We start from the raw sequence: 23,777 nt of genomic DNA, 5'->3' as shown, positions 1-23,777 counted from the left end.
CACGTCACGGTGCCGCCACGCACTGCGCGGTTCGTTGATCGGGAATGGATCGAATGGCAGGGTGGACTAAAGTGACGCGAAGTTACCGACACGCCTGCACATTCTGCATATTTTTACATGTTTCGCGTTCCCGTCATGTGCGGCGTACATGCGGCCCGGCCCTTGCCCGCTCGCGGTCGGCCGACGCCACCTTCCCCGGCGCCGGCGGACCTCCCCTTCCGAGCGGGCGGGGACCAGACCGCACGTGCGGCCGTCACGGGACAGAGCCTGAGAGGGCGCTTTGAGCCAGACCCGCCACGTCCCGGTGATGCTCCAGCGATGCCTGGACCTGTTGGCCCCGGCTCTGGAGGCGACGAGCCCGGGAGCGCCGCCCCCGGTCGTCGTGGACTGCACCCTCGGACTCGGCGGGCACAGCGAAGCGCTGCTCGCCGCCTTCCCGGACGTCCGGCTGATCGCCCTGGACCGGGACAAGGAGGCGCTGCGGCTCTCCGGCGAGCGCCTCGCCCCCTACGGCGACCGGGCCACCCTGGTGCACGCCGTCTACGACGAACTCCCCGACGTGCTCGACCGGCTGGGGATCCCCAAGGTCCAGGGCGTCCTGTTCGACCTGGGCGTCTCCTCGATGCAGCTGGACGAGGCCGACCGCGGTTTCGCCTACGCGCAGGACGCCCCGCTCGACATGCGCATGGACCAGACGACCGGCATCGGCGCGGCCGAGGTGCTCAACACCTACCCGCCGGGCGAACTGGTCAGGATCCTGCGCGCGTACGGCGAGGAGAAGCAGGCCAAGAGAATCGTCTCGGCAGTCGTGCGCGAACGCGGGAGGGAGCCCTTCACCAACAGCGCCCGCCTCGTGGAGCTGATCCGGGACTCCCTGCCGCAGGCCGCCAAGCGCACCGGCGGCAACCCGGCCAAGCGCACCTTCCAGGCGCTGCGGATCGAGGTCAACGGCGAACTCACCGTGCTGGAGCGGGCCGTTCCGGCGGCGGTCGACGCCCTCGCCGTCGGCGGCCGTATCGCCGTCCTGTCCTACCACTCCCTGGAGGACAGGCTGGTGAAGCAGGTCTTCGCGGCCGGTGCCGCGAACACGGCGCCGCCCGGACTGCCGGTCGTCCCCGAGCGTTACCAGCCCCGCCTGAAGCTGCTGACCCGCGGAGCCGAACTGCCCACCGAGGAGGAGGTCGCCGAGAACAGGCGCGCCGCCCCCGCCCGGCTGCGAGGCGCCCAGCGGATCCGTGAGGAGGAGCGATGAGCGATCCCCGTACGGCGGGCCGTGCGCCGGGAGGACCGGTGGCGCAGCGGTGACCAGGACGGCCGGGCAGGCGAAGGGGCGGGCGGGCCGGCTCGCCCGGCTCATGCCGTCGGGGCCGAGCACCGCCGCCCGCACCCCCTTCGTCCTCCTGGTCGTGCTGCTGCTCGCCGGTGGCCTGATCTCGCTCCTGCTGCTCAACTCGGCGCTCAACGAGGGATCGTTCAGGCTGAGCAAGCTGAAGCGGGAGACCACCGAGCTCACCGACGAGCAGCAGGCGCTGCAGCGCGGCGTCGACAGCTACTCCGAGCCGGACGCCCTGGAGCGCAGGGCCAGGGAGCTCGGCATGGTCCCGGGCGGCAGCCCCGCCTTCCTGAACCCGGACGGCACCGTGCGCGGAGTGCGCGAGCGGGCCACAGCGGACCCCTCGCCCGTCAGCGTCCCGGCACCGGCGCCGACGAGGAGCGAGCCCGCGCCGACGGCCGTGCCGACCGTGGCCGGCACCCCGCCCGCGGCGGTCCCGACGCCGCAGACGCCGACAACGCCGACCACGCAGACACCGACGACTTCGCCCACGATCAGCTCCGGCAGGTGACGCAGTGCCGTCCAAGGAACCGCCGCGCCGTCGCGTGCCCGGCCCCGCGCGCTCCCGTAACGCGTTCGGATCCGGCCGTCCGCGCCCGGCCGTCCGGCCCGAGGCGCGGCGCACGCGGCGTCCGGCCGCCACGAAGCGGCGGGGCGGCTCCCCGCAGTCCATCCGCCTCGGCAGCCCGCGGCCCCGGCTGCGCCTGATCAGCCTCTGCCTCACCCTCGTCATGCTGGCGTTCGTCGTGCGGCTGCTCCAGGTGCAGGCCGTGGACGCCGGAGCGTACTCGGCCATGGCCGAGAAGAACCGCTACCTCGAGTACACGATCGCCGCCGAGCGCGGCGAGATCACCGACCGCAGCGGTATCGCCCTGGCCACCAGCGTCGACGCGCACGACATCACCGCCGACCCGAAGCTCTTCACGCCCGAGGAGAGCAAGGCCCCGGACGCGCCCCAGCAGGCCGCGGCCCTGCTCGCCCCGATCCTCGACGAGGACGCGGCGGAGCTGACGAAGAAGCTGTCGACCCCCCGAAGCCGCTACACCGTGCTGGCACGGCGGCAGACCCCGCAGGTCTGGAAGCAGATCAAGGACCTCAAGGCGTCCTTCGCGGAGAAGGCCGCCGAGGACCTGGCGAAGGGCGGTCCCGGCGCGAACGTCCTGGCCGGGGTCCTCCAGGAGCCGACCACCAGGCGGGTCTACCCGAACGGGGACCTCGCCGCCGGGATACTGGGCTTCGTCAACGCCGAGGGCAAGGGCGGCGGCGGCCTGGAGGCGCAGCTGAACGGGCGTCTCCAGGGCGAGGACGGCAAGATCCGGTACGCCCAGGCCGGCGGCCGCCCCGTACCGACCGCGGGATCCAAGGAGATCCCCGCCGTCGCGGGCACCGACGTCGAGCTGACGATCGACCGCGACATCCAGTGGGCCGCCCAGCGGGCCATGGCGGACCAGGTCGAGAAGTCGAAGGCGGACCGCGGCTACGTGATCGTCCAGAACACGAGGACCGGCGAGGTCCTGGCCATGGCCAACGCCCCCGGCTACGACCCGAACGACCTCACCCGGAGCGACTCCACGGCCCTGGGCAACGCGGCACTCCAGGACGTCTACGAGCCCGGCTCCACCAGCAAGGTCATGTCCATGGCCGCGGTGCTGGAGGAGGGAGCCGCCACACCCGGTACGCACGTGACGGTGCCCAACCGGCTGCACCGGGGCGACCGGCTCTTCAGGGACGACATCGACCACCCCACCTGGTACCTCACGCTCAACGGCGTACTGGCGAAATCGAGCAATATCGGCACCATCCTGGCCACCGGCCAGCTCGGGAAGACCCAGGGCGAGGCCAACAAGGTCCTGTACTCCTACCTGCGCAAATTCGGCATCGGCAGCGTCACGGGCCTCGACTACCCGGGCGAGTCGCCGGGCATCCTCGCCAAGCCGCAGGACTGGTCGACGTCCCAGCAGTTCACGATCCCCTTCGGCCAGGGCCTCTCGCTCAACGCCATGCAGGCCGCGTCCGTCTACCAGACCATCGCCAACGGCGGGGTCCGGATCGCGCCGACGCTGGTGCGCGGGACCAAGGACGGCGAAGGCCGCTACACGGCGTCCGAGGCGCCCGAGCGCACCCGGGTGGTCAGCGAGAAGACCGCCAGGACCCTGGCGAAGATGCTGGAGTCCGTGGTGGACGACCGCGAGGGCACCGGCGTCAAGGCGCACATCCAGGGGTACCGCGTCGCGGGCAAGACGGGCACGGCCAACCGTGTGGATCCCGTACGCGGCGTCTACAAGGGTTACACCGCCTCCTTCGCGGGCTTCGCCCCCGCCGACGACCCGCAGATCGCGGTCTACTGCGCCATCCAGAACCCCACCCGGGGCAGCTACTTCGGCGGCCAGATCTGCGGCCCGATCTACAAGAAGGTCATGGAGTTCGCCCTCAAGACCCTCCAGACCGCGCCGTCCGGCAGCGATCCCGCCCGGCTTCCGGTCTCCTTCAATCCCGGCGAGTGACTCGGGGGAACCCTCAGTGACGACCATCACCCCCGATCCCGGGAACCGGAACGAGAAGTTCCGCAACCCCGGCCCCTCACTTCGCGAGAGGCCGGGTCCGCCCGGTACGCTCACCGCCGTGCCTCACGCTGATCAGTTCCAAACCACTCAGAAGGACGCGCCTGTGAACTACCCGGGAGCGCCCCGACCGGACCGGCTGCGGCCGACGTCCCTCGGAGAGCTGGCAGCCCGGCTCGGTGCCGGACCGCAGGACGCCGGAGAGGTCACCGGCATCACCCACGACTCCCGGGCGGTCCGCCCGGGGGACGTGTACGCGGCCCTGCCCGGTGCCCGCCTCCACGGCGCCGACTTCGCGGCCCAGGCCGCGGGCCTCGGAGCGGCCGCGATCCTCACCGACCCGTCGGGCGCCGAGCGCGCCGCCGCCACCGGCCTCCCGGTCCTCGTCACCGAGAACCCGCGCGGCCGGATGGGCGACCTCGCGGCGGAGATCTACGGGAGGCCCGGGGCCGGACTGCTCCAGATCGGCATCACCGGCACGTCCGGCAAGACCACCACGGCCTACCTCGTCGAGGGCGGGCTGCGGGGAGCCGGCCGCAGCACCGGGCTGATCGGCACCGTGGAGATGCGGATCGGCGACGAGCGGATCAAGTCCGAGCGCACCACCCCCGAGGCCACCGACCTCCAGGCCCTCTTCGCCGTCATGCGCGAACGAGGCGTGGAGGCGGTCGCCATGGAGGTCTCCAGCCACGCCCTGGTCCTGGGCCGGGTCGACGGCTGCGTCTTCGACGTCGCCGTGTTCAACAACCTCAGCCCGGAGCACATGGAGTTCCACTCCGGCATGGAGGACTACTTCCAGGCCAAGGCCCAGCTGTTCACCCCGGAGCGCAGCAGGCTCGGTGTGGTCAACTTCGACGACGAGTACGGCCGCAGGCTGGTCGACGAGGCGTCCATCCCGGTCGTCACCTTCTCCGCGGAGGGCCACCCGGACGCCGACTGGCGCGCCGAGGACGTCGAAGTCGGCCCCCAGGACAGCACCTTGACCGTGATCGGCCCCAAGGGCGAGCGCATCACGGCCAGGGCGCCGCTGCCCGGACCGTTCAACGTGGCCAACACCCTGGCCGCGATCGTGACGCTGGCCGCCGCGGGCGTCGACCCGCAGATCGCCGCCGACGGCGTCGCCGCCGTCCCGGGTGTCCCGGGCCGACTGGAGCGCGTCGACGCCGGTCAGCCGTACCTCGCGGTCGTGGACTACGCGCACAAGACCGACGCCGTCGAGTCCGTCCTGCGCTCCCTGCGGAAGGTCACCGAGGGCCGGGTGCACATCGTGCTGGGCTGCGGCGGTGACCGGGACACGACCAAGAGGGGCCCGATGGGCGCCGCCGCGGCACGCCTCGCCGACACCGCCGTACTGACCTCCGACAACCCCCGCTCCGAGGACCCGCTCGCGATCCTCGCCGCGATGCTCTCCGGCGCCGCCGAGGTGCCCGTCCACGAGCGCGGCGACGTGCTCGTCGACGCCGACCGGGCCGCGGCCATCGCCGCGGCGGTCGCCCGCGCCGAGCCCGGAGACACCGTGCTGGTGGCCGGAAAGGGCCACGAGCAGGGCCAGGACATCCACGGAGTGGTACGCCCCTTCGACGACCGCAAGATCCTGCGCGAGGCCATCGAGCGTTCCCTGGGGCGCACGCCCGCCCCTGAAGCCCGCGCACACACCCACGAGAACAACAGTCAGGGATGACCAAGTGATCGCCCTCTCCCTCGCCGAGATCGCCGGAATCGTCGGCGGGCAGCCGCACGACGTCCCGGACCCGTCCGTCACCGTCACCGGCCCCGTCGTCATCGACTCCCGGGAGGTGCGGCAGGGCTCCCTCTTCGCCGCGTTCGCCGGCGAGCGCGTCGACGGCCACGACTACGCGCAACGGGCCGTCGAAGCGGGTGCGGCAGCCGTGCTCGCCGCCCGCCCCGTCGGTGTCCCGGCGATCGTCGTCGACGACGTCGTGACGGCGCTGGGCGCGCTCGCCGGCGCCGTCGTGGAGCGTCTGGGCACCGCCGTCGTCGCGCTCACGGGTTCGGCGGGCAAGACGTCCACGAAGGACCTCATCGCCCAGCTGCTGGAGCGCAAGGCCCCCACGGTGTGGACCCCGGGGTCCCTCAACAACGAGATCGGCCTGCCGCTCACCGCTCTGCGCGCGACCGCCGAGACGCGTCACCTCGTGCTCGAGATGGGCGCGCGGGGCATCGGCCACATCCAGTACCTCGCCGCTCTGACGCCACCCCGGATCGGCCTGGTGCTCAACGTGGGCAGCGCCCACATCGGGGAGTTCGGCAGTCGCGAGGCGATCGCGCAGGCCAAGGGCGAGCTCGTCGAGGTCCTCCCGGAGGACGGCGTCGCCGTGCTCAACGCCGACGACCCCCTGGTACGGGCCATGGCCTCCCGCACAAAAGCCCGGGTGATCCTCTTCGGAGAGGCCCCGGAAGCGGACGTACGGGGAGAGAACGTGCGGCTCACGGACGACGGGCGCCCCGCTTTCGCCCTCCACACACCCACCGGGTGCAGCGACGTGACCTTGCGCCTGTACGGTGAGCACCACGTGTCGAACGCGCTCGCCGCGGCCGCCGTCGCCCATGAGTTGGGCATGTCCGTGACTGAGATCGCCGATGCGCTCTCCGGAGCGGGCACCCTCTCCCGCTGGCGCATGGAGGTCACCGAGCGTCCGGACGGTGTGACGGTCGTCAATGACGCCTACAACGCGAACCCCGAATCCATGAAAGCCGCACTGCGTGCGCTGGCCGCCATGGGCAAGGCCCGACGGGCGGGAGGGGGGCGCACGTGGGCGGTGCTCGGTCAGATGGCCGAGCTCGGTGACGCGTCGCTCGCCGAGCACGACGCGGTCGGACGGCTCGCCGTCCGGCTCAACGTCAGCAAGCTCGTCGCTGTCGGGGGGACAGAAGCCTCCTGGCTGCAACTGGGCGCATATAACGAGGGTTCGTGGGGTGAGGAGTCGGTGCACGTGTCCGACGCACAGGCGGCCGTCGACCTGTTGCGCAGTGAACTGCGCCCGGGAGACGTCGTGCTGGTGAAGGCGTCCCGGTCGGTCGGCCTGGAGAAGGTCGCCATGGCTCTGCTCGAGACGACCGAGGGCGAGGTCGCCGTCCGATGAGACAGATCCTCTTCGCAGGGGCCATAGGGCTCTTCCTGACGCTGGTCGGCACACCGCTGCTGATCAAACTTCTGGCCCGCAAGGGCTACGGGCAGTTCATCCGGGACGACGGCCCGCGTACCCACGGCAGCAAAAAGGGCACGCCCACCATGGGTGGCATCGCCTTCATCCTGGCGACGATCATCGCGTACGTCCTGGCGAAGGTGATCACCGGCGAGGAGATGCGCTTCTCCGGTGTCCTCGTGCTGTTCCTGATGGCCGGGATGGGCCTCGTCGGCTTCCTCGACGACTACATCAAGATCGTGAAGCAGCGCTCGCTGGGTCTGCGGGCGAAGGCCAAGATGGCCGGCCAGCTGATCGTCGGCATCGCCTTCGCGGTGCTCTCGCTCCAGTTCGCCGACGCCCGCGGGAACACCCCGGCCTCGACCCGGCTCTCATTCGTCGAGGACTTCGGCTGGTCGATCGGCCCGGTGCTGTTCTGCGTCTGGGCCCTGTTCATGATCCTCGCGATGTCCAACGGCGTGAACCTGACGGACGGTCTGGACGGCCTCGCCACCGGTGCCTCCGTGATGGTCTTCGGCGCGTACACCTTCATCGGCCTGTGGCAGTTCCAGGAGTCCTGCGCCAACGCGACGACCCTGACCAACCCCCAGGCGTGTTTCGAGGTCAGAGACCCACTCGACCTCGCCGTCGTCGCCTCGGCCCTGATGGGCGCCTGCTTCGGCTTCCTGTGGTGGAACACCTCGCCCGCCAAGATCTTCATGGGTGACACCGGTTCCCTCGCCCTCGGCGGCGCCCTCGCCGGTCTGGCCATCTGCTCCCGCACGGAGTTCCTGCTGGCCCTCCTCGGCGGCCTCTTCGTGATGATCACCATGTCCGTGGTCATCCAGGTCGGCTCGTTCAAGATGACCGGCAAGCGCGTCTTCCGGATGGCCCCCCTCCAGCACCACTTCGAACTCAAGGGGTGGTCCGAAGTCCTTGTGGTGGTCCGCTTCTGGATCATCCAGGGCATGTGCGTGATCGTCGGACTCGGCCTCTTCTACGCGGGATGGGCAGCAAAGAAGTGAGCGATGTGGACTGGCGGGGCAAGCGCGTCACGGTCGCCGGGCTCGGGGTCAGCGGTGTCCCCGCCGCCCGCGCCCTGCACGAGCGGGGCGCCCTCGTCACCGTCGTGAACGACGGCGACGACGAGCGCTCGCGCGCCCAGGCCGCCGAACTGGAGACGCTCGGCATCACCGTGCGCCTCGGGGACGGCGACACCCTGCCCGAGTCCACCGAGCTCGTCGTCACGGCCCCCGGCTGGAAGCCGGGCAAGCCGCTCTTCCTGGCGGCCGCCGGCGCGGGCGTCCCGGTCTGGGGCGACGTCGAGCTCGCCTGGCGGCTGCGCGGCCCCGGCGCCGCGCCGTGGCTGGCGGTCACCGGGACCAACGGCAAGACCACGACCGTGCGGATGCTCGCCTCGATCCTTCAGGCGGCCGGCCTGCGCACCGCCGCGGTCGGCAACATCGGCGTATCGCTGCTGGACGCGGTGCTCGGCGACGAGGAGTACGACGTACTCGCCGTCGAGCTCTCCAGCTACCAGCTGCACTGGGCGCCCTCCCTGCGCGCCCACTCGGCGGCGGTCCTGAACCTCGCCCCGGACCACCTGGACTGGCACGGCTCCATGGAGGCCTACGCCGCGGACAAGGGCCGTGTCTACGAGGGCAACGCCGTCGCCTGCGTCTACAACGTGCAGGACGCGGCGACGGAGGACCTCGTGCGCGAGGCCGACGTCGAGGAGGGCTGCCGGGCGATCGGCTTCACCCTCGGCACGCCCGGGCCCTCCCAGCTCGGTGTGGTCGACGGCATCCTCGTCGACCGCGCCTTCGTCGCCAACCGGCAGAAGCAGGCCCAGGAGCTCGCCGAGGTCGGCGACGTGAACCCGCCGGCCCCGCACAACATCGCCAACGCCCTGGCGGCCGCCGCGCTCGCCCGCGCCTTCGGCGTGGAACCCGCCGCCGTACGGGACGGGCTGCGGGCCTTCCGCCCGGACGCCCACCGCATCGAGCACGTGGCCGACGTGGCCGGTGTCGCGTACGTCGACGACTCCAAGGCCACCAACACCCACGCGGCCGAGGCGTCCCTCGCCGCCTACGAACCGATCGTCTGGATCGCCGGCGGTCTCGCCAAGGGTGCCGCCTTCGACGACCTGGTCACCGGGGCGGCCAAGCGGCTGAGGGGCGTCGTGCTGATGGGCGCCGACCGGGCGCTGATCCGCGAAGCCCTGGCGCGACACGCCCCCGAGGTACCGGTGGTCGACCTCGACCGGACCGACACTGGGGCGATGTCCGCGGCGGTCCGTGAAGCGGCACGGCTGGCGGTGCCGGGTGACACCGTGCTGCTGGCGCCGGCCTGCGCCTCGATGGACATGTTCGTCAACTACAACAAGCGGGGCGAGGCGTTCGCGGACGCGGTCCGCCAACTCGCCGACGAGAGCGCCTGACGGGCCCGGCCGCCGCGCCGTAACCTCCCGGAGAACCCGGGCACGGGCGGCACGGCGGCGGGCACGGGCGCCCCGGCCGCGGCCCCGGGCACGAGCAGTGGAGGGGACAGCGACTATGCCGGCCGACGAGAGCCCAGCCGCGCGCCGAGGCGACCGCTCACGGACGAACGCGGCGAGCGGCCGGGGACCGACCCCGCCCGCAGCCGCCGCGCCGCTGCCCGCGGGCCCGGGACTGCCCCCAGGGGTCGCTCTGCGGAGCCGGCCCGCCGCCGGCCCCCGCAGGGCCCCGACGCCCCGTGGCGGGGCGCGTGGCGGTGCCACACCGCCCCGGGCGCGCGGCGACCACGGCGTGCGGCGGATGTTCGAGCGGGCGCGCAGGGCCTGGGACCGCCCTCTGACGGCGTACTACCTCATCCTCGGCGCCGGGATGCTGATCACCGTCCTCGGCCTCGTCATGGTCTACTCCGCGTCGAGCATCAAGGCGCTGGAGCTGTCCAGGCCCAGCACGTACTTCTTCCGCAAGCAGTTCCTCGCCGCCGTGATCGGGGCCGGGCTGATGCTGCTGGCCTCCAGGATGCCCGTCAAGCTCCACCGCGCGCTGGCCTATCCGCTGCTCATGGGCACGGTCTTCCTGATGATCCTGGTCCAGGTGCCGGGGATAGGGATGTCGGTCAACGGCAACCAGAACTGGATCTACCTCGGCGGTCCCTTCCAGCTCCAGCCCAGCGAGTTCGGCAAGCTCGCCCTCATCCTGTGGGGGGCCGACCTGCTCGCCCGCAAGCAGGACAAGCGGCTGCTGGCGCAGTGGAAGCACATGCTCGTGCCGCTCGTCCCCGTCGCCTTCATGCTCCTCGGGCTGATCATGCTCGGCGGGGACATGGGGACCGCGATCATCCTCACCGCGATCCTCTTCGGTCTCCTCTGGCTGGCCGGAGCCCCCACGCGGCTCTTCGGCGGCGTGCTGGCCTTCGCCGTGCTCATCGGCTTCGTGCTCATCAAGACCAGCCCGAACCGCATGTCCCGGCTCGGCTGCATCGGCGCCTCCGAGCCCGGCCCCGGGGACTCCTGCTGGCAGGCGGTGCACGGGATCTACGCGCTCGCGTCCGGCGGATGGTTCGGTTCGGGGCTCGGCGCGAGTGTGGAAAAATGGGGGCAACTCCCCGAACCCCACACCGACTTCATCTTCGCCATCACCGGGGAGGAACTGGGTCTGGCGGGGACGCTGTCGGTGCTGGCCCTCTTCGCGGCTCTAGGCTATGCGGGTATCCGCGTGGCCGGACGCACGGAGGACCCCTTCGTGAGGTACGCAGCGGGAGGCGTGACCACCTGGATCACGGCGCAGGCCGTGATCAACATCGGTGCGGTGCTCGGTCTGTTGCCGATCGCCGGTGTCCCGCTCCCGCTGTTCTCCTACGGGGGCTCGGCCCTGCTGCCGACCATGTTCGCGGTGGGGCTCATGATCGCCTTCGCGCGGGAGGATCCCTCGGCGAGAGCGGCCCTGGCCATGCGGAGGCCCGGGGTCAGATGGAAGACGATGAGACGGCGCGTCACGAAGCGTCCGTCCGGAGAGCGGTGAATTTCGGTGCATGTCGTACTCGCCGGCGGGGGGACCGCCGGGCACATCGAGCCCGCGCTTGCCCTCGCAGACGCCCTGCGCAGGCAGGACCCGACCGTGGGAATCACTGCCCTCGGCACGGAACGCGGACTCGAGACCAGGCTCGTACCCGAGCGGGGGTACGACCTGGCACTGATCCCCGCAGTCCCGCTGCCGCGCAAGCCCACGGCCGAACTGATCACCGTCCCGGGGCGGCTGCGCGGCACCATCAAGGCGGCCGAGCAGGTCCTGGAGCGCACCAAGGCCGACTGCGTGGTCGGCTTCGGCGGCTACGTGGCCCTGCCCGGGTACCTCGCGGCCAAGCGCGCGGGTGTCCCGATCGTCGTCCACGAGGCGAACGCCAGGCCGGGTCTGGCGAACAAGATCGGTTCCCGCTACGCCCACGGCGTCGCCGTCTCCACCCCTGACAGCAAGCTGCGCGCCGCCCGCTACATCGGCATCCCGCTGCGGCGCACCATCGCCACCCTGGACCGGGCCCGGGTACGTCCCGAGGCGCGGGCGGCCTTCGGGCTCGACCCCAACCTGCCGACCCTGCTGGTCTCCGGGGGGTCCCAGGGCGCGCGCCACCTCAACGAGGTCGTCCAGCGCATCGCGCCCCTGCTCCAGCGGTCGGGAATCCAGATCCTGCACGTGGTCGGCCCGAAGAACGAACTGCCGCGCATCGACAACATGCCCGGTATGCCGCCCTACATCCCGGTACCGTACGTGGACCGGATGGATCTCGCGTACGCCGCGGCCGACATGATGCTCTGCCGCGCGGGCGCGATGACCGTCGCCGAACTCACCGCCGTCGGGCTGCCGGCCGCCTACGTCCCGTTGCCGATCGGCAACGGCGAGCAGCGGCTCAACGCCCAGCCGGTGGTCAACGCCGGCGGCGGTCTGCTGGTTGACGACGCGGCACTGAGCCCCGAGTGGGTGCAGGGCAACGTCCTGCCGGTGCTCTCGGACCCGCACCGGCTGTACGAGATGTCCCGTGCGGCCGCGGAGTTCGGGCGACGGGACGCCGACGACCTCCTCGTCGGCATGGTGTACGAGGCGATTGCCTCACGCCGCCAGGCGTGAGGCGGTGCGGGCCCGGGGTGTGCGCCCCGGGCCCGGCGAAGGAGCGAGCGTGGCCGGACCGACGACCGCACAGCGCGGCGAGGCCGAGCGGGCCGACACCCCGGCCCGCCCGCCCCACATCAGCCCCGAGGGGCGCCGGCTGACAGGCCGTACGCGACTGATCCTGGCGGCGGCCGGCGTACTGCTGACCGCGGCGGGCACCCTCTGGGTCCTCTACGGATCGTCCTGGCTGCGCCTGGAGCGGGTGACGACCACCGGAACCGAGGTCCTCACCCGGGCCGAGGTGGAGGCCGCCGCGAGGGCCCCGGTCGGGGACCCCCTGGTCTCCGTCGACACGGGCGCCATCGCGGCCCGCTTGCGCCAGAAGCTGCCCCGTATCGACTCGGTGGATGTCGTGCGGTCATGGCCGCACGGAATTGCCCTTAAAGTGACCGAACGGAAGCCGGTCCTACTGGTGGAAAAGGGCGAGAAGTTCATCGAAGTGGACGCGAAGGGCGTGCGGTTCGCCACCGTGGACGAGAGGCCCCGGCACGTGCCCCTGCTGGAGCTGGCGCCCGGGGACTCGGCCGGCCTGCGCCGGTTCGGCGCCGGCCGGCTCCTGCGGGAGGCGGTGCGCGTGGCGGGGCACATCCCGGAACGGGTGGCCGGGGAGACCGAGTCCGTCACGATCACCTCGTACGACTCGGCCGTCCTCAAACTGACCCGTGAACGCACGGTGATGTGGGGCAGTAGTGAGAAGGGGCCCGCCAAGGCGCGGGTGCTCACCGCTCTCATGAAAGCGTCCCCCAAAGCGGGGCACTTCGACGTGAGTGCTCCCACCGCGCCTGCCGCGTCCAAGAGTTGACGCACGTTTGGCCTGGCCAGCCCCCTGGTTGGTCAGCGCTACGGGTGATCACATAGGGTGAAAAGAAAAACGGGAGGTTCGGCGTGTTCGTTGAACGTGCGCCACTTGTCGACTTAGTGTCCTGTTCGGAAGAGTCCAAGAAGCAGACACACTGGTAACCCTAAACTTCAGCGTTAGGGTTTGGGTCGGCGTTCGGACCGACCCAATCGGCATCCGTCGTCGCGGCGGGACTACCGCCAAGCGACGACACGTAACTCGAGGCGAGAGGCCTTCGACGTGGCAGCACCGCAGAACTACCTCGCAGTCATCAAGGTCATCGGTGTCGGCGGCGGTGGTGTCAATGCCATCAACCGAATGATCGAGGTCGGTCTCAAGGGCGTCGAGTTCATCGCGATCAACACCGATGCGCAAGCACTGTTGATGAGCGACGCCGACGTCAAGCTCGACGTCGGCCGTGAACTCACCCGCGGCCTCGGCGCCGGGGCGAACCCGGCCGTCGGTCGTAAGGCGGCAGAGGACCACCGTGAGGAGATCGAGGAGGTCCTCAAGGGGGCCGACATGGTCTTCGTCACCGCCGGAGAAGGCGGCGGCACCGGCACCGGCGGCGCACCCGTCGTCGCCAACATCGCCCGCTCGCTGGGCGCCCTGACGATCGGCGTGGTCACGCGCCCGTTCACCTTCGAGGGCCGGCGGCGCGCGAACCAGGCGGAGGACGGCATCGCCGAGCTCCGCGAAGAGGTCGACACCCTCATCGTCATCCCCAACGACCGGCTGCTGTCCATCTCGGACCGCCAGGTCAGCGTGCTCGACGCCTTCAAGTCGGCCGACCAGGTGCTGCTCTCGGGCGTCCAGGGCATCACCGACCTGATCACGACCCCGGGTCTGATCAACCTCGACTTCGCCGACGTCAAGTCGGTCATGTCCGAGGCCGGATCGGCACTCATGGGCATCGGATCGGCGCGCGGCGACGACCGCGCGGTGGCCGCGGCGGAGATGGCGATCTCCTCGCCGCTCCTGGAGGCGTCCATCGACGGCGCCCGCGGTGTCCTGCTCTCCATCTCCGGCGGCAGCGACCTCGGTCTCTTCGAGATCAACGAGGCCGCCCAGCTGGTGAGCGAGGCGGCACACCCGGAGGCGAACATCATCTTCGGCGCGGTCATCGACGACGCGCTGGGCGACGAGGTGCGCGTCACCGTCATCGCGGCGGGCTTCGACGGCGGACAGCCGCCGGCCCGCCGGGAGACCGTGCTCGGCGCGGGTGCCGGGAAGCGCGAGGAGCCGGCGCCGCCGGCCCGGACCGCCGAGCCGGCCCGTCCGGCGGGCGGCCTGGGGTCGGTGCCTCCGCGCGAGGAGCCCAAGGCTCCGGTCGAGCCGGTACCGGTGGCGAACGAGAGCTCGGTCCCGCCGGCCTCCCCGCCGCACGTGCCCACGGCCCGTCCCTACCAGGACAGCCAGGCCGAAGAGCTGGACGTACCGGACTTCTTGAAGTGATAGGTCCGCACGACGCGGTGCAGACCGCGGAGTCCTCGACGGGCGGCGCCCATTTCGCCTTCACCGACAGGTGGGGCGGAGTGAGCGCCGCTCCGTACGCGGAGCTCAACCTCGGCGGCGCGGTCGGTGACGACCCCGCCGCTGTCCGCACGAACCGTGAACGCGCGGCCCGCTCCCTGGGACTCGACCCGGCCGGTGTCGTCTGGATGAACCAGGTGCACGGGCGGGACGTCGCCGTCGTCGACGGCCCCTGGGGCGACGCCCCGGAGATCCCCGCCGTGGACGCGGTGGTGACGAAGCGGCGCGGACTCGCGCTCGCGGTGCTCACCGCCGACTGCACGCCCGTCCTGCTCGCCGACGCCGCGGCCGGTGTGGTCGCGGCCGCCCACGCGGGACGGCCCGGCCTCGTGGCGGGAGTCGTCCCGGCCGTGGTGGAGGCGATGACCGCGCTCGGCGCGGAACCGGCCCGCATCGTGGCGCACACCGGACCGGCCGTCTGCGGGCGGTGCTACGAGGTGCCGGAGCAGATGCGCGCCGATGTCGCCGGGAGCGTCCCGGCGGCGTGGTCCACGACCAGCTGGGGAACACCCGCGGTCGACGTGACGGCCGGAGTCCACGCCCAGCTCGACGGACTCGGCGTCGGCGACCGGCACGCCTCGCCGTTCTGCACCCTGGAGTCCGGGGACCACTTCTCGTACCGCCGCGACCGCACCACGGGTCGGCTCGCCGGATATGTCTGGTTGGACTGATGGACGTGACGGATCGCAGGGCCCAACTCGCGGCGAACCTGGAGCAGGTGGAGGAACGTATTGCCTCCGCCTGTGCCTCGGCCGGCCGGGCCCGGGAGGAAGTGACCCTCATCGTGGTCACCAAGACGTACCCCGCGAGCGATGTGCGCATCCTCCACGGGCTCGGCGTGCGCCACGTCGCCGAGAACCGTGACCAGGACGCGGCACCGAAGGCGGCCGCGTGTGCGGACCTGGACCTCACCTGGCATTTCGTCGGGCAGCTCCAGACCAACAAGGTCCGTTCCGTGGCCGGTTACGCCGACGTCGTCCAGTCGGTGGACCGGGTGAGACTCGTCACCGCGCTCTCGGCGGCCGCCGGGAGGGACGGGCGCGAACTCGGCTGCCTGATCCAGGTCGCCCTGGACGCCGGGAGCGGCGCACGCGGAGAGCGGGGCGGCGTCTCGCCGGACGGGGTCGAGGAGTTGGCCGCGGCGGTGGAGGCCGCGCGAGGTCTCAGGCTCGACGGCCTGATGACCGTGGCCCCGCTGGCCGGGCCGTACGCGGGCCGGCAACGGGCCGCGTTCGACCGGCTGATGGAATTCTCATCAAGGCTGCGCGGGAACCATCCGGCTGCGAACATGGTGTCCGCCGGTATGAGTGCGGACCTCGAGGACGCCGTCGCGGCCGGAGCGACACATGTACGCGTCGGTACGGCGGTGCTCGGAGTCCGACCCCGGCTCGGGTAACGTCGCGAAGCAAGTCGGACCACAGCAGAAAATATGGTCATTCCCGCTCCTGGCGGGCAGGCCGGAGTGGATCTCGGGCACTTGGTGACACGAATGCCGATCCACCACAGAGCGGAGGACTCGGAGCATGGCCGGCGCGATGCGCAAGATGGCGGTCTACCTCGGCCTCGTGGAGGACGATGGGTACGACGGTCCGGGGTTCGACCCCGACGACGAATTCGAACCCGAGCCGGAGCCCGAGCGGGACCGGCGGCGGCACCAGCCCGCGCATCAGGTGGAGCGGGAACGGGACGAACCGGTACGAGCGGTGCAGCCACCCGCACCCCGGGAGCCGGTTCAGCTCCCGGCGGAAAGCGGACGACCCGCCCGAATCGCACCCGTGGCATCCATCACACCTGAACGCCCGAACCTGGAGAAGAACGCACCGGTGATCATGCCCAAGGTCGTGTCCGAGCGTGAGCCCTACCGGATCACCACGCTGCACCCCAGGACCTACAACGAGGCCCGTACCATCGGGGAACACTTCCGCGAGGGCACTCCGGTGATCATGAATCTCACGGAGATGGACGACACGGACGCGAAGCGACTTGTCGACTTTGCCGCAGGACTCGTCTTCGGTCTCCATGGGAGCATTGAACGAGTGACGCAGAAGGTGTTCCTGTTGTCGCCTGCTAACGTCGATGTCACGGCGGAGGACAAGGCCCGCATCGCAGAGGGCGGGTTCTTCAACCAGAGCTGAGAACACAGGCAACACACACCGGCCGGATGGCCGGGGCTACGAGAGCCAGGGGAGAGGGAACCGCGGGACATGGGCGTCGCACTGGATGTGGTCTATATCGCGCTGATGTGTTTCCTCATCGTGCTGATCTTCCGGCTGGTCATGGACTACGTCTTCCAGTTCGCAAGGTCATGGCAGCCAGGCAAGCCGATGGTGGTCGTTCTCGAGGGCACTTACACTGTCACCGACCCACCGCTGAAGCTCCTGCGGCGGGTCATACCGCCGTTGCGTCTCGGGGGCGTGGCACTTGACCTGTCCTTCTTCGTTCTGATGATCATCGTCTACATTCTGCTCAGCATCGTGGGCAAGGTTGCGAGCAGCGTGTGAACGATACGGTCTTGCCGACTGCCGACGACTACGTAGAGGTGAAGAAGAGATGCCGCTGACCCCCGAGGACGTGCGGAACAAGCAGTTCACGACCGTCCGCCTCCGAGAAGGCTATGACGAGGACGAGGTCGATGCCTTCCTCGACGAGGTCGAGTCGGAGCTGACCCGTCTGCTTCGTGAGAACGAGGACCTGCGCGCCAAGCTGGCCGCCGCCACGCGCGCGGCCGCGCAGAACCAGCAGAACCAGCAGCAGCAGGGGATGCGCAAACCCCCGGAGCAGCAGGAGCGGCCCGGCGCACCCGTGCCCGCCGCCATATCTGGTCCGCCGGTACAGCAGCAGCAGCCCCCGCAGATGGGTCCCCCCCAGCTGCCCGGTGGAGCTCCGCAGCTGCCTGCCGGTCCCAGCGGCCACGGCCCCCAGGGCGGTCACGGCCCGGGTCCGCAGGGCCCGCACGGCCCCGGCCCGATGCAGGGCGGTCCCATGGGTGGCCCGATGGGCGGCCCCATGGGCGGTCACCAGCAGCAGCAGATGCAGCAGATGCAGCAGCAGCAGCAGATGCAGCAGCCCGGTCAGGGCCCCGGCGGCGACAGCGCCGCCCGAGTCCTCTCCCTCGCCCAGCAGACCGCGGACCAGGCGATCGCGGAGGCCCGCTCCGAGGCCAACAAGATCGTCGGCGAGGCGCGCAGCCGTGCCGAGGGCCTCGAGCGTGACGCCCGTGCCAAGGCGGACGCCCTGGAGCGGGACGCGCAGGAGAAGCACCGCGTGGCGATGGGCTCGCTGGAGTCCGCCCGCGCGACGCTGGAGCGCAAGGTCGAGGACCTGCGCGGCTTCGAGCGCGAGTACCGGACCCGCCTGAAGTCCTACCTGGAGAGCCAGCTGCGCCAGCTGGAGACCCAGGCCGACGACTCGCTGGCTCCGCCGCGTACGCCCGCCGCCGCCTCCCTGCCGCCGTCGCCCTCGCTGGCCCCGGCCGGCGCGGGAGCGATGGGACACACCATGGGCGGCAACCACGGCGGTCACGGCAGCCAGCAGATGGGCGGCGGCCAGCAGTCGATGGGCGGCGGCCCGTCGTACGGGGGCGGCCAGCAGCAGATGTCGCCCGCGATGACGCAGCCGATGGCACCGGTGCGGCCGCAGGCGCCGCAGCCGATGCAGCAGGCCCCGTCGCCGATGCGCGGGTTCCTCATCGACGAGGACGACAACTGAGCGGTACGCGCTCGCTGAGCGCGTAGCCGTCGGCAGGCAAAGGGCCGGGCCCCGGGGTTTCCCCGGGGCCCGGCCCTTTGCCGTGCGGCCGCCCGGAGCCGCCGGAGCCGGTCCCCCTCCCCGCAAGGCCGCGGAGGCGTGAGGTGGCGGGGCAACGGGAAGGGGCCCGGCCGGATGTCCTCCGGCCGGGCCCCTTCGGGAGGTGCGGTCAGTGCTGGGCCTTGCGGAGGCGGAAGACCAGCCCCAGGCCCTCGTCCTCGAACGGCGTGCCGTACGTGTCGTCCGCCTCGCCCTGCGCGTAGTCCACGGCCAGCACCTCGTCGGCGATCAGGGTCGCGTGGGCGGCCAGTGCCTCCGCCGTCCCGGCGGACGTGGAGGTCCAGCGCACCGCGATGCGGTCGGCCACGTCCAGGCCGCTGTTCTTGCGGGCCTCCTGGATCAGCCGGATCGCGTCACGGGCCAGTCCGGCGGCCCGCAGCTCCGGGGTGATCTCCAGGTCCAGGGCGACCGTCGCGCCCGAGTCGGAGGCCACCGACCAGCCCTCGCGCGGGGTCTCCGTGATGATGACCTCGTCGGGGGCCAGGGCGACCCGCTCGCCGTCCACCTCGACCGAGGCCGTTCCCTCGCGCAGGGCCAGGCTCAGCGCCGCGGCGTCGGCGTTCGCGACGGCCTTGGCCACGGCCTGTACGCCCTTGCCGAAGCGCTTGCCCAGCGCGCGGAAGTTGGCCTTGGCGGTGGTGTCGACCAGCGAGCCGCCGACCTCGGACAGGGAGGCCAGGGAGGAGACGTTCAGCTCCTCGGTGATCTGGGCGCGCAGCTCGGGCGTGAGGGCGTCGAAGCCCGAGGCCGCGACGAGAGCCCTCGACAGCGGCTGCCGGGTCTTGACCCCCGACTCGGCGCGCGTGGCCCGGCCCAGCTCCACCAGGCGGCGTACGAGGGCCATCTGCGAGGAGAGCACCGGGTCGATCGAGGCCGGGTCGGCCTTCGGCCAGGTCGACAGGTGCACCGACTCCGGGGCGTCCGGGGCGACCGGGACGATCAGGTCCTGCCAGACCCGCTCCGTGATGAACGGGGTCAGCGGGGCCATCAGCCTGGTGACCGTCTCCACGACCTCGTGCAGCGTCCGCAGGGCCGCCTTGTCGCCCTGCCAGAAGCGGCGGCGCGAGCGGCGGACGTACCAGTTGGACAGGTCGTCGACGAACGCGGAGAGCAGCTTGCCGGCACGCTGGGTGTCGTACGCCTCCAGTGCCTTGGTGACCTCGTCGACCAGGGTGCCGAGCTCGCTCAGCAGCCAGCGGTCCAGGACGCTGCGGTCGGCGGGCGCCGGGTCGGCCGCCGAGGGCGCCCACTTCGACGTACGGGCGTACAGGGCCTGGAAGGCCACGGTGTTCCAGTAGGTCAGGAGCGTCTTGCGGACGACCTCCTGGATGGTGCCGTGGCCCACCCGGCGCGCGGCCCAGGGGGAGCCGCCGGCCGCCATGAACCAGCGGACGGCGTCGGCGCCGTGCTGGTCCATGAGCGGGATCGGCTGGAGGATGTTGCCCAGGTGCTTGGACATCTTGCGGCCGTCCTCGGCGAGGATGTGGCCCAGGCAGACGACGTTCTCGTAACTCGACTTGTCGAAGACGAGGGTGCCGACCGCCATCAGCGTGTAGAACCAGCCGCGCGTCTGGTCGATGGCCTCCGAGATGAACTGCGCCGGGTAACGGCTCTCGAAGACCTCCTTGTTCTTGTACGGGTATCCCCACTGCGCGAACGGCATCGAACCCGAGTCGTACCAGGCGTCGATGACCTCGGGGACGCGGTACGCCTCCAACTGGCAGTCCGCGTGCGTGCACGTGAACGTGACCTCGTCGATGAACGGGCGGTGCGGGTCCAGGTCCGACTGGTCCGTGCCGGTCAGCTCGGTGAGCTCCGCGCGCGAGCCCACGCAGGTGAGGTGGTCGTCCTCGCAGCGCCAGATCGGCAGCGGCGTGCCCCAGTAGCGGTTGCGCGACAGCGCCCAGTCGACGTTGTTGTCCAGCCAGTCGCCGAAGCGGCCGTTCTTGACGGAGTCCGGGTACCAGTTGGTCTTCTCGTTCTCCTGGAGCAGCCGGTCCTTGACCGCGGTCGTGCGGATGTACCAGGACGGCTGCGCGTAGTAGAGCAGGGCCGTGTGGCAGCGCCAGCAGTGCGGGTAGCTGTGCTCGTACGGGACGTGGCGGAAGAGCTTGCCGCGCGCCGCCAGGTCCTCGGTGAGCGCCTCGTCGGCCTTCTTGAAGAAGACGCCGCCGACCAGCGGGACATCCTCCTCGAACGTGCCGTCGGGGCGGACCGGGTTCACGACCGGCAGGCCGTACGAGCGGCAGACGACGAGGTCGTCGGCGCCGAACGCGGGGGACTGGTGGACCAGACCCGTACCGTCCTCGGTCGTCACGTACTCGGCGTTGACGACGAAGTGCGCCTCGGCCGGGAACTCCACCAGCTCGAACGGGCGCTCGTAGGTCCAGCGCTCCATCTCCCGGCCGGTGAACGTCTGCCCGGTGAGCTCCCAGCCCTCGCCCAGCGCCTTCTCGACCAGCGGCTGGGCGACGACCAGCTTCTCCGCGCCGTCCGTCGCGACGACGTAGGTGACGTCCGGGTGCGCGGCGACGGCGGTGTTGGATACCAGGGTCCACGGGGTCGTCGTCCAGACCAGCAGCGCGGCCTCGCCGGCCAGCGGTCCGCTCGTCAGCGGGAAGCGCACGAAGACCGAGGGGTCGACGACCGTCTCGTAGCCCTGGGCGAGCTCGTGGTCGGAGAGGCCGGTGCCGCAGCGGGGGCACCAGGGGGCGACGCGGTGGTCCTGGACCAGCAGGTCCTTGTTGAAGATCTCCTTCAGCGACCACCACACGGAGTCGACGTACTCCGGGTCCATGGTGCGGTACGCGTCGTCCAGGTCGACCCAGTAGCCCATGCGGGTCGTGAGCTCGGCGAAGGCGTCGGTGTGGCGCGTCACGGACTCGCGGCACCTGGCGTTGAACTCGGCGATGCCGTACGCCTCGATGTCCTTCTTGCCGTTGAAGCCCAGCTCCTTCTCCACCGCGAGCTCGACCGGGAGGCCGTGGCAGTCCCAGCCGGCCTTCCGGCCGACGTGGTAGCCCTGCATGGTGCGGAAGCGCGGGAAGACGTCCTTGAAGACGCGGGCCTCGATGTGGTGGGCGCCGGGCATGCCGTTGGCGGTCGGCGGGCCCTCGTAGAAGACCCACTCGGGGCGGCCCTCGGACCGTTCGAGGCTCTTGGCGAAGACCTTGCCGTCGCGCCAGAAGTCGAGCACGGCGTGCTCGAGGGCGGGCAGGTCGACCTGGGCGGGTACCTGGCGGTACTGCGGCGATGTCATGTGCGGGCTTCCTCCGGCGGACGTCTTCCACTTCCGTCGGAGGGACGAGAGCCGGATCAGCTCCCGCGGTACCACCCTCCTTGGCCCCGGGCGTGCGCCCGTGGCCCCCTCATTGGGGTGCGATGCCGGTTCTACTTGCCTCGCGGCGTTCTTCCGGCGGCTCCGGGGTGATCTTCACGACGCGCTCGCCCCCGGGCTTCCACCGTCCCCGGGTCGCTGCCGGCTGCGTACGACGCTACTCGTCCCGTCCATGCCTCTCGCTGCGGCCAGTGTACGGGCCCGTACGGGCGACGGCCGACCGGTTTACGCGCGGGGCGGGGCGTAACCCGAATGGCCAGGCGGCACGGCGGAAGCCCGGAAGCGGTCGCGGGAGGGCGGGCCCGGGCGGATTACCCCGCGGGGAGCTGGGCACAACGCTTGGAGGTGCGTCACCGCCCGGACGCGGGGAGGGGCGAACCGGCGGCGTGCCCCGTTGCCGCGGAGCTGGGGTCGATTTATCGTCCCAGCACGATTCGCGTGCAAGATCACACTATGTGAAGGGGCCGCGGCCATGGTGGCGAAGAAGACCGCCGGATCGAGATCGGCGTCCGAGACATCCACGGCCGCGGCTGCCGGGGAGAGCGGCCCGGGGGGCAGCGGCGAGAGGACCGCCCCCGAGGCGGACCGGGACAAGCCGGCGAGGAAGCCGGCGAAGAAGACGGCCGGGAAGGCGGTCGGGAGGACGGCGAAGAAGGCCGCGGAACGTCCGTCCGGCGAGCCGGGCGGGGAAGCGGCGCACCACGGGCCGGCGAAGAAGAGCACCGCGAAGAAGAGCACGGCGAAGAAGAGCACGGCCAGGAAAAGCGCAGCCGAAAAGGCTTCGGAGAAGGCAACGGGGGCGGCGCATGCCGCAGAGCAGACAGGAGCCCACACGGTGGTAGCCAAGAAGAGCGCCGGCCGGACCACGGCTGTCGGAAAGGGCGCCGCGACGGCGGTGCCCCCGGCACGCGCCGCCGCGACGGCTCCCGGGGAACTCGCGGTGCGGCCCGGGGAGGACCCCTGGACGCCGGAGGAGGTCGAGGCGGCCCGGTCGGAGCTGACCGGCGAGGCCGCGCGGCTGCGCAGCGAACTGGAGGCCTCGGGAGCGGCCCTGGCGGGCCTGATGCGCGACTCCGGGGACGGGGCCGGCGACGACGACGCCGACACCGGTACCAAGAACATCACCCGGGAGCACGAACTGTCCCTGGCCGCCCACGCCCAGGAGACCCTCGACCAGACGGAGCGCGCCCTCGCCCGGCTGGACGCCGGGACGTACGGCCTCTGCGAGGTCTGCGGCAACCCCATCGGGAAGGCCCGGATGCAGGCGTTCCCCCGGGCCACGCTCTGCGTCGAGGACAAGCAGAAGCAGGAGCGGCGCGGCCAGTGACCCGGACGCCCGGCGTCCGGGGCCTGAGGCCCCGGACGGCCCGGGTGTGTCGTACCCTCGTCCTCAGTCAGGCACCTAGGTTGAGGGACTCACGTGGCAGAGGCGGAGCGCATCATCGGTACGCCGGACATCCCCGATGCCGAAGGGGCCGACGGGGCTGAGCCCCACAAGCCCCACAAGCCCCACAAGCCCACCGAGGACCCGGCCGCGGCCGGGAGCGAAGGCACGGCCGGCGGGCGCGGCAGGAAGAAGATCCTGGCGCTCCTCGGGGTGGCGGTCCTCGCCTACCTGCTGGACCTGATCAGCAAGATGATCGTGGTCGCGAAGCTCGAGCACGAGGAGCCCGTCGAGATCTTCGGCGACTGGCTCAAGTTCGACGCGATCCGCAACGCGGGCGCCGCCTTCGGCATCGGCGAGGCATTCACCGTGATCTTCACGGTCATCGCCGCCGTCGTGATCGTCGTCATCATCCGGCTGGCCCGCAAGCTGTACAGCCTGCCCTGGGCGATCGCGCTGGGCCTGCTGCTCGGCGGGGCGCTCGGCAACCTCACCGACCGCATCTTCCGTGCGCCGGGGGTCTTCAAGGGCGCTGTGGTCGACTTCATCGCCCCCGCCCACTTCGCGGTCTTCAACCTCGCGGACTCCGCGATCGTGTGCGGTGGCATCCTCATCGTGATCCTCTCCTTCAGGGGCCTCGACCCCGACGGCACCGTGCACAAGGACTAGCGGGCGCAAG

General features: G+C 71.3%; 19 protein-coding genes. 18 read left to right on the top strand and 1 reads right to left on the bottom strand.

All coding sequences use genetic code 11. The annotated features are described in order from the left end of the window. Positions 1–280 precede the first annotated feature (280 nt). The 16 genes from rsmH to OHT61_RS08535 all read left to right on the top strand — a co-directional run bounded on the left by rsmH (position 281) and on the right by OHT61_RS08535 (position 18,278). Positions 281–1,252, top strand: coding sequence for a 16S rRNA (cytosine(1402)-N(4))-methyltransferase RsmH (gene rsmH / locus OHT61_RS08610; RefSeq protein ID WP_329036512.1), 972 nt, complete (start codon positions 281–283; stop codon positions 1,250–1,252). 49 nt (positions 1,253–1,301) lie between these two features. Then, positions 1,302–1,844 (top strand): FtsB family cell division protein, encoded by a 543-nt coding sequence (locus OHT61_RS08605; RefSeq protein ID WP_329036510.1) that lies wholly within the window; start codon positions 1,302–1,304, stop codon positions 1,842–1,844. Positions 1,845–1,848: 4 nt separating this feature from the next. Next, positions 1,849–3,837 (top strand): peptidoglycan D,D-transpeptidase FtsI family protein, encoded by a 1,989-nt coding sequence (locus OHT61_RS08600; protein WP_329036508.1) that lies wholly within the window; start codon positions 1,849–1,851, stop codon positions 3,835–3,837. Positions 3,838–3,853: 16 nt separating this feature from the next. After that, the gene (locus OHT61_RS08595) at positions 3,854–5,575 is read left to right on the top strand and encodes a UDP-N-acetylmuramoyl-L-alanyl-D-glutamate--2,6-diaminopimelate ligase (RefSeq protein ID WP_443049379.1); all 1,722 of its coding nucleotides are present in this window, start codon (positions 3,854–3,856) and stop codon (positions 5,573–5,575) included. Between the two features lie 4 nt (positions 5,576–5,579). Further along, the gene (locus OHT61_RS08590; protein ID WP_329036504.1) at positions 5,580–6,998 is read left to right on the top strand and encodes a UDP-N-acetylmuramoyl-tripeptide--D-alanyl-D-alanine ligase; all 1,419 of its coding nucleotides are present in this window, start codon (positions 5,580–5,582) and stop codon (positions 6,996–6,998) included. Beyond that, on the top strand, positions 6,995–8,065 hold the full coding sequence (mraY, locus tag OHT61_RS08585) for a phospho-N-acetylmuramoyl-pentapeptide-transferase (protein ID WP_327119482.1): 1,071 nt from the start codon (positions 6,995–6,997) through the stop codon (positions 8,063–8,065). Before OHT61_RS08590 ends, mraY begins: the two co-directional genes overlap by 4 nt. Next, positions 8,047–9,480 (top strand): UDP-N-acetylmuramoyl-L-alanine--D-glutamate ligase, encoded by a 1,434-nt coding sequence (murD, locus tag OHT61_RS08580; protein WP_329036501.1) that lies wholly within the window; start codon positions 8,047–8,049, stop codon positions 9,478–9,480. The genes mraY and murD overlap by 19 nt, the downstream gene beginning before the upstream one ends. Positions 9,481–9,595: 115 nt before the next feature. Continuing rightward, the gene (ftsW, locus tag OHT61_RS08575) at positions 9,596–11,056 is read left to right on the top strand and encodes a putative lipid II flippase FtsW (RefSeq protein WP_329036499.1); all 1,461 of its coding nucleotides are present in this window, start codon (positions 9,596–9,598) and stop codon (positions 11,054–11,056) included. 6 nt (positions 11,057–11,062) lie between these two features. Beyond that, positions 11,063–12,157: an undecaprenyldiphospho-muramoylpentapeptide beta-N-acetylglucosaminyltransferase gene (gene murG / locus OHT61_RS08570; protein ID WP_329036497.1), complete on the top strand. Its 1,095-nt coding sequence runs from the start codon at positions 11,063–11,065 to the stop codon at positions 12,155–12,157. A gap of 49 nt (positions 12,158–12,206) precedes the next feature. Next, on the top strand, positions 12,207–13,001 hold the full coding sequence (locus OHT61_RS08565; RefSeq protein ID WP_329036496.1) for a cell division protein FtsQ/DivIB: 795 nt from the start codon (positions 12,207–12,209) through the stop codon (positions 12,999–13,001). A 276-nt stretch (positions 13,002–13,277) separates the two neighbouring features. Then, the gene (ftsZ, locus tag OHT61_RS08560; RefSeq protein WP_329036494.1) at positions 13,278–14,492 is read left to right on the top strand and encodes a cell division protein FtsZ; all 1,215 of its coding nucleotides are present in this window, start codon (positions 13,278–13,280) and stop codon (positions 14,490–14,492) included. Further along, complete coding sequence (gene pgeF / locus OHT61_RS08555; protein ID WP_329036493.1) at positions 14,489–15,241, top strand: peptidoglycan editing factor PgeF; 753 nt, start codon at positions 14,489–14,491, stop codon at positions 15,239–15,241. The genes ftsZ and pgeF overlap by 4 nt, the downstream gene beginning before the upstream one ends. A gap of 5 nt (positions 15,242–15,246) precedes the next feature. Continuing rightward, complete coding sequence (locus tag OHT61_RS08550) at positions 15,247–15,966, top strand: YggS family pyridoxal phosphate-dependent enzyme (RefSeq protein ID WP_329036491.1); 720 nt, start codon at positions 15,247–15,249, stop codon at positions 15,964–15,966. A 127-nt stretch (positions 15,967–16,093) separates the two neighbouring features. Beyond that, positions 16,094–16,705 (top strand): cell division protein SepF, encoded by a 612-nt coding sequence (locus OHT61_RS08545; protein WP_329036489.1) that lies wholly within the window; start codon positions 16,094–16,096, stop codon positions 16,703–16,705. Positions 16,706–16,774: 69 nt separating this feature from the next. After that, the gene (locus OHT61_RS08540; protein ID WP_329036487.1) at positions 16,775–17,071 is read left to right on the top strand and encodes a YggT family protein; all 297 of its coding nucleotides are present in this window, start codon (positions 16,775–16,777) and stop codon (positions 17,069–17,071) included. 49 nt (positions 17,072–17,120) lie between these two features. Further along, positions 17,121–18,278, top strand: a complete 1,158-nt coding sequence (locus OHT61_RS08535; protein WP_329036485.1) for a DivIVA domain-containing protein — start codon at positions 17,121–17,123, stop codon at positions 18,276–18,278. Positions 18,279–18,486: 208 nt separating this feature from the next. Here the strand turns inward: OHT61_RS08535 and ileS are convergent, their stop codons facing one another. Beyond that, positions 18,487–21,636, bottom strand: coding sequence for an isoleucine--tRNA ligase (gene ileS / locus OHT61_RS08530; protein ID WP_329036483.1), 3,150 nt, complete (start codon positions 21,634–21,636; stop codon positions 18,487–18,489). Positions 21,637–22,186: 550 nt separating this feature from the next. Between ileS and OHT61_RS08525 the strand changes: the two genes are divergently transcribed. Together OHT61_RS08525 and lspA are read left to right on the top strand one after the other, a co-directional pair. Further along, positions 22,187–23,041, top strand: coding sequence for a TraR/DksA family transcriptional regulator (locus OHT61_RS08525; RefSeq protein ID WP_329036481.1), 855 nt, complete (start codon positions 22,187–22,189; stop codon positions 23,039–23,041). 93 nt (positions 23,042–23,134) lie between these two features. Then, positions 23,135–23,767, top strand: a complete 633-nt coding sequence (gene lspA / locus OHT61_RS08520; RefSeq protein ID WP_329036479.1) for a signal peptidase II — start codon at positions 23,135–23,137, stop codon at positions 23,765–23,767. Positions 23,768–23,777: the final 10 nt, after the last annotated feature.

Source organism: Streptomyces sp. NBC_00178 (assembly GCF_036206005.1).
In the GTDB taxonomy this organism is placed as follows: Bacteria; Actinomycetota; Actinomycetes; order Streptomycetales; family Streptomycetaceae; genus Streptomyces.
The sequence above is the reverse complement of the archived record's forward strand: the minus strand, read 5'-3'. Positions and strand labels throughout refer to the sequence as shown.